9 protein-coding genes are annotated in these 10,209 nt (G+C 34.4%); 3 read left to right on the plus strand and 6 right to left on the minus strand.

Going from position 1 to position 10,209, the window contains the following annotated elements; genetic code table 11:
• The first annotated feature begins 22 nt into the window (after window positions 1-22).
• The gene (locus tag ACZDYH_RS21090) at window positions 23-2,701 is read left to right on the plus strand and encodes a DUF4084 domain-containing protein (RefSeq protein WP_474887112.1); all 2,679 of its coding nucleotides are present in this window, start codon (window positions 23-25) and stop codon (window positions 2,699-2,701) included.
• 19 nt (window positions 2,702-2,720) lie between these two features.
• Here ACZDYH_RS21090 and ACZDYH_RS21095 read toward each other — a convergent pair whose 3' ends face one another.
• On the minus strand, window positions 2,721-2,867 hold the full coding sequence (locus tag ACZDYH_RS21095) for a quorum-sensing peptide PapR (RefSeq protein WP_000734744.1): 147 nt from the start codon (window positions 2,865-2,867) through the stop codon (window positions 2,721-2,723).
• An 88-nt stretch (window positions 2,868-2,955) separates the two neighbouring features.
• Window positions 2,956-3,813 carry a helix-turn-helix domain-containing protein gene (locus ACZDYH_RS21100; RefSeq protein WP_000542908.1) on the minus strand — a complete coding sequence of 286 codons (858 nt, stop codon included), beginning with the start codon at window positions 3,811-3,813 and terminating at the stop codon, window positions 2,956-2,958.
• Between the two features lie 168 nt (window positions 3,814-3,981).
• Between ACZDYH_RS21100 and ACZDYH_RS21105 the strand changes: the two genes are divergently transcribed.
• Window positions 3,982-5,733: a M4 family metallopeptidase gene (locus tag ACZDYH_RS21105; protein ID WP_016123892.1), complete on the plus strand. Its 1,752-nt coding sequence runs from the start codon at window positions 3,982-3,984 to the stop codon at window positions 5,731-5,733.
• A gap of 39 nt (window positions 5,734-5,772) precedes the next feature.
• Here ACZDYH_RS21105 and ACZDYH_RS21110 read toward each other — a convergent pair whose 3' ends face one another.
• The 4 genes from ACZDYH_RS21110 to ACZDYH_RS21125 are packed head-to-tail and all read right to left on the minus strand — an operon-like array spanning window position 5,773 to window position 9,136.
• Entirely contained in the window at window positions 5,773-6,375 is a 603-nt protein-coding gene (locus ACZDYH_RS21110; RefSeq protein WP_000619259.1) for a response regulator transcription factor, read from the minus strand.
• On the minus strand, window positions 6,372-7,502 hold the full coding sequence (locus ACZDYH_RS21115; protein WP_000570615.1) for a sensor histidine kinase: 1,131 nt from the start codon (window positions 7,500-7,502) through the stop codon (window positions 6,372-6,374). Before ACZDYH_RS21115 ends, ACZDYH_RS21110 begins: the two co-directional genes overlap by 4 nt.
• On the minus strand, window positions 7,503-8,237 hold the full coding sequence (locus tag ACZDYH_RS21120; protein ID WP_001202431.1) for an ABC transporter permease: 735 nt from the start codon (window positions 8,235-8,237) through the stop codon (window positions 7,503-7,505). It abuts the gene before it with no gap.
• On the minus strand, window positions 8,234-9,136 hold the full coding sequence (locus ACZDYH_RS21125) for an ABC transporter ATP-binding protein (RefSeq protein ID WP_000411129.1): 903 nt from the start codon (window positions 9,134-9,136) through the stop codon (window positions 8,234-8,236). Before ACZDYH_RS21125 ends, ACZDYH_RS21120 begins: the two co-directional genes overlap by 4 nt.
• A 157-nt stretch (window positions 9,137-9,293) precedes the next feature.
• Here ACZDYH_RS21125 and map point away from each other — a divergent pair, with 157 nt between their 5' ends.
• The gene (gene map, locus ACZDYH_RS21130) at window positions 9,294-10,088 is read left to right on the plus strand and encodes a type I methionyl aminopeptidase (RefSeq protein WP_003313889.1); all 795 of its coding nucleotides are present in this window, start codon (window positions 9,294-9,296) and stop codon (window positions 10,086-10,088) included.
• Window positions 10,089-10,209: the final 121 nt, after the last annotated feature.

The following is a 10,209-nucleotide window of genomic DNA, read 5'->3' on the forward strand; positions in this document are numbered from 1 at the left end:
TTTATTGAAACGGAGTCATAATATGATTAATCAAAAAAAATATGTACAATTTGTCATAATATACATATCTATATTTGCTCTTTGGATACTCTTTATTCCAAATGAGTCGCATATAAAGGAGATTGGAATTCTTTTCTTATTCTGTTTCGCTGCACTTTTTTCTTGTCACTGTTTATATAAAGCTATTAAGAGAATGAAACGCAGTGATAAACTATTTTGGATTTTATTACTATGCACTTGCCTATGTGGATTAGTTATGGAGATAACCCTATTTCTTAGTTCACTTTCTATACATAATCAATCTGTATTTTCATATAAAGCATTACCTTTTTTTATCATACAATATATTTTGCTCTTTGTTGGATTTGCTATAAAGTTTATAAAAAATTATTCTATTAAGGGGCTTTCTCAATTTTCATTCGATAGCATCTTTATTATTATTATGAACATTTATTTCACCTTAACTTTTATCTTAGACCTTTCAAGCTTCCGCATGTTAACAAAGGATACTTGGATTTTAATTGGGTATTTCATTGCACAATCATTAGTAATTTACGCCGTTATTAGCCTATATAGAAGAGAACAATATTCTTCTAGTAGAATTGCATTAATTATCGGTTTCACTATTATACTCGTATACGGTTATATTCATCTGTTTCAATTGAATTTTGGGATGAAAACTTCTGCTGAAATTAATTATTTAATACACACTGCTTCTATTTTATTAATTGGACTTTCTTCCATACTATATATTTTAGATAAACCAATGCAGCATGAAACGAAAACAAAATATTATCGATTCGATTATGTACGTTTTATACTACCTTATTTTAGTATAATTATTACTTTTTCTTTTATTATCATTCAACCTTGGGATGATAAATTCATGTTAATCGGTCTCGTATTATCACTTATTTTGTTATTCTTGCGGCAACTTTACATGTGGAAAGATAATCAAGCACTAATTCATACATATGAACAGTTGACTACACAACTAGAGGACGAAGTTGAAGAAGGTGCATTTGCATTATCAAAAAGTGAACAACGTTATAAATCTTTATTCGAGGACCATCCCGATGCCGTTTTCTCTTTAAATATGAATGGCATTTTTCAACAATCTAATAAGGCGTGCGAAAGCTTATTTACTGCCTATTATTGCGAAGTGGCAAGCTATTCTCTGGTACACTTCATTGATTCAAAAGACCACGAACTACTAAAGAAGGCTTTACAAATTACAAAGGAAGGTAGGCCACAAACGTTAGAAGTTCGTACAAAAGAACAAGAAGGCTATTATTATTATCTCCATATTACACTTATCCCTACTTTTATAAACAAAGAAGTGGTCGGAATGTTTGGGATAGCACGTGATATTACCACCTTATATGAAAAACAAAAACAAGTAGAACATTTAGCCTTTCACGATGCACTTACTGGATTACCAAATCGTCGAAAGTTCGAAAAAGATTTAAAAGCCATTTTAAATACAGCCCAAACTAACGCAAATGATGTCGCCGTCATATTCCTTGATTTAGATCGATTTAAAAAAATTAACGATAGACTTGGCCATGACGTTGGAGATTTATTATTAATTGAAGTAGCAAAAAGATTACGCGGTTGCTTGCGTTCAAAAGATATCGTCGCTCGCCAAGGTGGAGATGAGTTTACAATTCTATTGCCAGAAATGTACTCAGAAAAAAGTGCAATTTTTATAGCTGAACAGATTTTAACTATTTTAAACAAACCATTCTTCATTCAAGGCGAAGAACTCTCTATTACACCAAGTATCGGAATTGCGATGTACCCTGATTATGGAACTGATGTAAATGAGTTAATGAAAAATGCTGATATGGCTATGTATCGTGCGAAAGCAAATGGAAAAAACAGATTTGTTTTCTTCTCAAAAGAAATGAGTATCGCTCAAAATGAAATTCAATTCTTAGAAGGTGAACTTTCAAAAGCATTACAACAAAATGAATTTTTCCTTGAATACCAGCCACAAGTAAGCACAAAAACAAAACAAATTATCGGTTTTGAAGCATTAATACGTTGGAAGCATCCAAAACTCGGTATCGTATCTCCTGCCCAATTTATCCCTCTAGCAGAGGAAACTGGTTTTATTATTGAACTTGGCAATTGGATTTTACGTACTGCTTGTTTAGAGGCAAAAAGATGGCATAATCAAGGTTTCTCTCACTTAAAAGTTGGTGTAAATCTATCTGTTGTTCAATTTAACCATGCAGATTTAATCCCAACTATTTCAAAGGTATTGGAAGAAACAGAACTGAAACCAGAAGCACTAGATATCGAAATTACGGAAAGCATCGCAATTAATCAAAATCAATCTGTAGTTGCAAAACTCGAACAACTTCAAAATCTCGGTATTCAAATTTCAATCGACGACTTTGGAACTGGTTATAGTTCTTTAGCTTATTTAACAAAATATCCAATCAACACATTAAAAATCGCTCGAGAGTTTATTTGTGGAATTACAACTAGTCCTTTAGAAGAAGCAATTGTCTCTTCCATTATTACACTATCAAAGCAACTAAATTTAAAAGTGATTGCAGAAGGTGTAGAAACGGAAGAAGAATGGGAATTTTTACATAAACAAAATTGTGATCACATTCAAGGATTCTTTATTAGCAAACCTGTTTCTAGTAAAGACGTTTGGATGTTACTACATAAAAAAACAACCGTCTAAGTAAGACGGTTGTTTTTTTTTAAAACTCAAAAGGCATATCTGAAGCTAATTGTACCTCTTGATCATCATGAGAAATTACTTGGCTTTTCTCTAAAGCTGTATCCGCTAATGAAATACCCCATGTCATTGCTAACGTTAATAGACTACCGATAAGTAGTTTCTTCATATTCCATCACCCACATTTTTTCTTTTAATATATCATGAAAATTTATCCATACATTATGCAATTATGCATATTTAGTTTTTGCGTTATTTTATTTCGTCATTTTTTTCATAAACTTTTCTTTATACGTATGCATTTCTAGTATATCAAAAAAGAAATAAGCTTTTTCATAAGCTTCTTCACTCTCTACCTCATCGTAGCCTAGCTTTTCTAAACATTCACCTTTTTGATAGTATAGCTGCCCAATCAATGCCATACTATTAATTCGACACGATATTTCAATAGCTTTATTTATTTGATAAAGAGCCTCTTCATATTGATTATCTAAGTATAATGTTTTCGCATAATTATGTCTTACCTTCACATCAAACTCTTTATTTTCAGGTAATGCCTCTAATTGCTTTAATATACCTTCAAATAACTCCATGCCCTTCTTAAAGTAACCATTTTCAGCATAAATATTTGCAATTGCATTCTCTATATAAAGATTTTGGTACACATCAATCCCAGTTAATTGTTGATTTAACAATTTTTTCAATTCTAAAATACAATATTCATAATCACTTTTCTTCAATACATACGCTGCTACATGATATTGCCATTGAAGAAATTGCTGAAACTCAGGATGATATTCTTCCTTTTTCAACTCATTCCATACTTTATTATAAATTTCTTTATATTTCTTTTGCTTACAAAGCATAATGATTTGATCTTTTAACTGCTTTTTCCTCTCAATATCGGAATAAATGAGTACCTCATAAAAATGAATAATGGGAACTTGTAACTTTGCTGCAATACCTTGCAATATATCCATACTTGGGTATACCGCACCCGATTCAATTCTGCTCACTTCCGATTGATGACATATGTTCTCGGATAACTGTTTTTGTGTTAATCCTCTCAACACTCTAATTTTCTTAATTTCACTTCCTAATTTCTCTGCGTGCATACTTACTCACCATCCCATTATAACAATCTAATTTGTTAAGTTGTCATACCACTACAATAATGTGAATTCGACAATTTTTGATATGAAATAATGCATAATATATATAAAATTCGGCAAATTTTTCATACAATTCATCTCACATACAATAATAGATTAGGAGTGTTATAGATGAATTATAGAAAACTTGCTAGTGCTTTCGTTACATTCGGTCTTCTTTGCCCTTTATCAACAGAAGCTATTCATGCTCAAGAATTAGACAAAAGTGCAGTCAAAGTTGAAATTGCTCAGCCTGGTTTAACAATCGGGAAATTAACACAACCTCAAAATGATACGAAAGAAAATATTGCTAAAAAGTATTTAAAAGGTGAGGTAAATGGGGCGAAAGCTCAACAAGAACAAGTCACTACTGAAAAAAATGTAGATTTCCAACCTACCAATAAAGAAACCAAAGAAAATCAAACCGAAGTTCGCCTTGCACAAACATATAAAAACTATAAAGTATATGGCCAAGATCTCATTGTAAAAGTAGATAAAAATGGAGTGATCACAACTGTTAGTGGTAAAGTTATTCAAAATTTAAATCAACAACCTAATCTTACTATAACAAATTTTTTGTCGAAAAATGAAGTAAAATCTAAATTACGCGATATAGTTCAAATTCCAAGCGATGCAGTTGAGACTGAATTCTCTAGCGAAACCGTTGTTTATAAGAAAAAAGATGGCTATTATACATTCGCAACTGTTATTACATTTACTTATGAAAACAATGAACAAATTATAAACGGCAATGCTATCGTTGATTTAAAAACTGGCGAAGTACTTTTTCAAGAAAAATTCATTAAAAACAAAGAGAATAAGACTATAAATCAAGTAACATCACCTAGATTATCCCCTGCAAGTGAGCAAGGAACTGGAAAAAATGCACTTCAAGAAAACATCTCTTTCAATATTGCCAAAGGAACTGATGGAAAATTTTATTTAGCGGATTTATCACGCGGAAATGGTATTTATATTTATAATGCAAACTACGCCGATTCCCTTGGAGGATATAGTCAAGCTGGTTATCCAGGGACACTAATTTCAAGTAGTACTCCTAATTTTGCAGATAAAGAAGCCGCGGGCGCTATGAAGAACATGAGTGATATTTACGATTACTTTAAGAAAGAACATAATCTAAAAAGTTACGACAATAAAGATTCAAAAGTTGTTGCTAGTGTACACGGTTTTGATTCTACTGAAGTTAGTGATGGTGTAAAAGAAGACTATGTAAATGCATTTTGGCATCCCGCTTGGAACCAAATGGTATTTGGTGATGGTTTAGACGGAAAACTAACATCCGCTCTTGATGTAACAGCTCATGAATTTGGACATGCTGTATTCAGTGGCACGACGAAAAATAAAGTTGTGAGATATCCAAGCGCTGAAACATCTGCACTAAACGAGGGATTAGCGGATTTCTGGGGTACACAAATCGAATATTACGTAAAGAAAGATAAAGGAAACTGGATTATGGGCGATACATTAGGTGGCCTAACAATTCGTGATATCCCAAGGGAAATTGGTGACGGCGGTCATAAACTATATACAAATTTACAAGATTTCTATAACGATGGTAATAATCAAGAATCACACGTGAATTCTGGTATTATCAGTCACGTATTATATCAATTAGCTGAAGGTAAAACATATAACGGTATTGCTGTTCAAAAACAAGGAAATGAAAAAGTAAGTAAAGTTGTTATGCGTGCATTGCAAAATTATGCAACTTCCGCTGAAGACTTTGAATCACTTCAATCTCATATCGTACAAGCTTCAAAAGATTTATATGGCACTGCCGTATCAAATGAATTTGCAAAGGCATTTGAAGCACACGGTTACAAACCGTTACAAAAAGTAAATCAAGTAATAGAAGTACAATAATTATAAAAAGAAGGTTACCTCTCATAGATAACCTTCTTTTTATATCCAACCCTTTTCTTCCGCAATTGTAATTGCCTCAATTCTATTTTTCGCATCAAGCTTCGCTAATACTTCAGAAATATAATTACGTACTGTACCCGGCGAAAGATAAAGTGCCTTCGCAATTTCGTTTGCCGTCTTTCCTTCTTTCGCAAGCAACAGTACTTCCTTTTCGCGATCTGACAACGGATTTTGCTCCTGCCATAAGCCAAACATTAAATCTTGGGAGACCTCTCGTTTCCCCTTCATTACATTACGAATTGCTGCCGCTAAATCTTCACTTGGGCTATCCTTTAATAAATAGCCGTGCACACCAGCTTTCATTGCTCTTTCAAAATATCCCGGCCGTGCAAATGTTGTTAAAATCATTACTTTGCATGATGATTTTTCTTTCTTTAAAGTCTCAGCGACATCCAATCCACTTTGAATCGGCATTTCAATATCCATAATACTTACATCTGGCTTTAACGATTCAATTAATTTTAACGCCTCTTCCCCGTTCGCAGCTTGCCCAATTACTTCGATATCATCTTCTAGATCAAGCAGGGCCCCTAATGCACCACGAAGCATCCGCTGGTCTTCTGCAATAATAATTCGAATCATGCCCTCACCTCATCTTTTCCTGTTCTAATAACAACTGGAACTTTTACCGTTAATAACGTCCCTGGATTGATTGTACCTAGTTCAACAAATCCATCAATAAGAGCAATTCGTTCTTTCATACCGCGAATACCATTTCCATCATGATTTTGATCTGTTAAACCGATTCCGTTATCTTCTACTTTCAAAATCAGTTCACCTTGTGATTCTAATACAGAAACTGCGCACCGCGTTGCCTTACTATGTTTTACAACATTTGTAACGGCCTCACGTAAACACATCCCGACAATATTTTGTTCAATTGGTGATAACGAGCTCGATCTTGCTTCTTGCCTCACTTCTAATTCAATATTAGCTGCTTGTAAGATCGCTTTTATTTGCTCTAGCTCTTCTTCTACCGTAATCATACGCATATCAGAAATTAATTCTCTAAGCTGTTTTAAGGCGGTACGAGAAGTTTGTGTAATTTCCTTCGCTTCCGCACTTGCACGCTCTGGATTTTTCACAATTAACTTCTCAACGAGCTGGCTTTTTAAAGTAATAAGAGATAAGGTATGCCCTAATGTGTCATGAAGATCTCTTGCAATTCGCTGCCGTTCTTCACGTTTTACTAAATCTTTAATTTGCTCGTTCGCCTCATCTAATTGATTTCTTAACATCTTTTTCTGATTAAAATTACGCATACCAAATGGCGTAAGAAGCATTAAGATAAACATCGGAACGATATTTACTAAACTTGTAGTTGTTAGTTGATTCATATTTACAAATAAAAATGCTCCAAGCATTATAACTAACGAGCATAACAGCACTCGAAATACTTTCTTATTTGGCGCAAATCCCATCGCACTTGCTGTGAAAAAGCCAAAAAATATCATAAAAGGATTATAAAATAAAGCAAATAAAAAGATGAGTATCATTTGAATGCATGCCCATAAAATAAACGTCTTCTGAACAAAATATAGCTGACGGTATGTGATAATAAAAAGTATCAACATACTGCTTCCTAGCACAAGCTTCCATCCTGATGCTTGTGCTAAGTGATAAATTGGAAATAATAGATAAACAAACCACATGTACGGAAAAAATCCCATATGTTTCGGAAAAATCTCAATCCTCTTCTTCTCTATCATTTATACCGCTTCCTGTCTTTTTCTTATATATATTGATACTACAACAAATATAAGGAAATAACCTCCTAATACCGCGATATTTTCCCATCCAATTGATTTTCCAGCTACAATATCCCACGCACCACTTCCGAAATGGTATGTCGGTGTCCATTCACCAATCGTTCTTAATATTTTTGGGAATACTTCAATCGGCATCCACAACCCGCCAACTATAGCTAAACTCATATTTAAAATATTTGCTAAGCCAGCAGCTGCGTCCGCCTTCTTAATGGAACCTATTACTGTTCCTAACGCTAAAAATGGTGTTACCCCTAACAATAACCATAACCCCGCACCTATCCATTGCCCTACCGTTAACTCAACATGATTAATTAGTATCCCTGCAATAAAGATAACTAATATTGAAAAAGCATTTACTACTGTTTGAGCGATAATTTTTGCTGTTAAATATGCTCCCTCTGGAAGCGGTGTAATTTTTAGAAGATGTGTCCATCCTTGCCCTCTTTCCTGAGAAAGTCTCACACCGAAACTAAAGAGTGCAGTCCCTACAATACTGAAAGTTGCCATCGAAATTAAATAATGTGCTTTCCACGCATCTCCGTTTTGTGGTACTTGAACAACATTTGTGAAAATGTAGTAAAACATAACAGGCATTAATAATGAGAAAAAGATAAATAATTTATTGCGGAATGTACGTAAAATTTCTATTTTGCACTGCATCCATAACGCTCTCATGCGATTTCCTCCTTCTGATTTGCAACGAATTGTTCAAATGCCTCATCAAGACTTCCACGTTCAACTGAAACATCTGTTACAGGTAAACTCCTTTGATAAATGGCTTTTAAAGTTGCATCCGTATCCTCCGTTGTTAAAATGAAGCGTCCTTCGTTTGACTTTACTTCTGTTACATTTGGTAATTCCTTTAGTAATTTTGTAGGAATGCTTTCCTTTGAGTAAAATGTGATTGTTTTTCTCGAAATTGTTGCTTTCATTTCGTCTGGTGTACCATCTGCGATAATCTTTCCGTTCGCAAATAATAAGATACGATTTGCTAAAGCATCTGCTTCTTCTAAATAATGCGTCGTTAAAATAATCGTTTTCCCTTCACTTGCTAACTTTCGAATCGTTTCCCAAAACGTTCTTCGAGACGTAATATCCATTCCGACTGTCGGCTCATCTAAAAATAACAAATCTGGATTTCCCGCAAGTGCAAGCGCAAAGTTTAACCTTCTTTTTTGCCCACCTGATAACTTCTCACATCTTTGCTTTCGCTCTGATTCTAAATTTGATAACTGCAGTAACGTTTCTTTCGCTATAGGATTCGTATAATAACTACGGAATAACTCAATTGCCTCTTCCACCGTAATACTATCAATGACACTTACTTCTTGCAGCATCGCACCGAGGCTATTACGAACATCTCTATGCTTTGGACTCTTTCCAAATATAAAGACCTTACCTTCTGTTGGGTCCTTTAATCCAAGCATCATCGACATCGTCGTTGTTTTCCCCGCACCATTCGGACCAAGTAACGCTACTATTTCCCCTTTATTTACATGAAATGAAACATTATTTACTGCGTTTTTATGTTTAAATGTTTTAGAAACACCATTTACTTCAATAATCTTTTCCATCTCTCCACCCCCGCTGTTTCTTATATTTACATTGTATTACTTGGAAAACTTAGGAAACAGTATGATGCGTCATGACATCGATATGACAATTGTCATGTATTCTTTATGAGAGGAATCAACCCGCATACCGCAAGCGAGTAGCAGGACGAAAATAAACATGATACAATCGGATAAGATATATATTCGAGGAAGGACAGTGGTTTTCATGATTATTCGTAATGAACAAGATTTAGAAGGCTTACGAAAAATCGGCCGCATCGTTGCGCTTGCACGTGAAGAAATGAAAAAACAAGCGAAGCCAGGTATGACAACGAAAGAGCTTGATTTGATCGGTAAAAAAGTATTAGATGAGCACGGTGCTATTTCTGCACCTGAAAAAGAATATGATTTCCCAGGTGTAACTTGCATTAGTGTAAATGAGGAAGTTGCTCATGGTATTCCAGGAGATCGTGTATTAAAAGAAGGCGACTTAGTAAACGTCGATGTATCTGCTGCACTTGATGGCTATTATGCAGATACAGGCATTTCATTTGTTCTTGGAGAAGACGAGGCAAAAGAAAAACTTTGCCAAGCAGCAGTTGATGCATTTTGGGCAGCAATGAAAAAGGTTAGAGCTGGCTCAAAACAAAATCAAATTGGTCGTGCTGTTTCAAACTTCGCACATAAAAGTGGATACAATGTTATTCAAAACTTAACTGGTCACGGCATTGGTCTTAGCTTACATGAAGCACCAAATCACATTTTAAGTTACTATGATCCAATGGATAATGCGCTTCTAAAAGACGGTCTTGTTATCGCTGTAGAACCGTTCATCTCTATGAAAGCTGATCATATTATTGAACGTGGTGACGACGGTTGGACATTCGTTACACCTGATAAAAGTCTTGTTGCACAATGTGAACATACTGTTGTCGTAACACGCGGCGAGCCAATAATCTTAACAGAAATCTAATACCAAAAACGGCTGTTTTGTAGATTTATTCCACATAAAACAGCCGTTTTTATTTTTGGGAAAATATGTGAACCATTGTTGAACTCTTTATCATTTAAGTATATAATCTTTAGCGGAGGTT

It is taken from the genome of Bacillus sp. EB V-12, assembly GCF_056158125.1.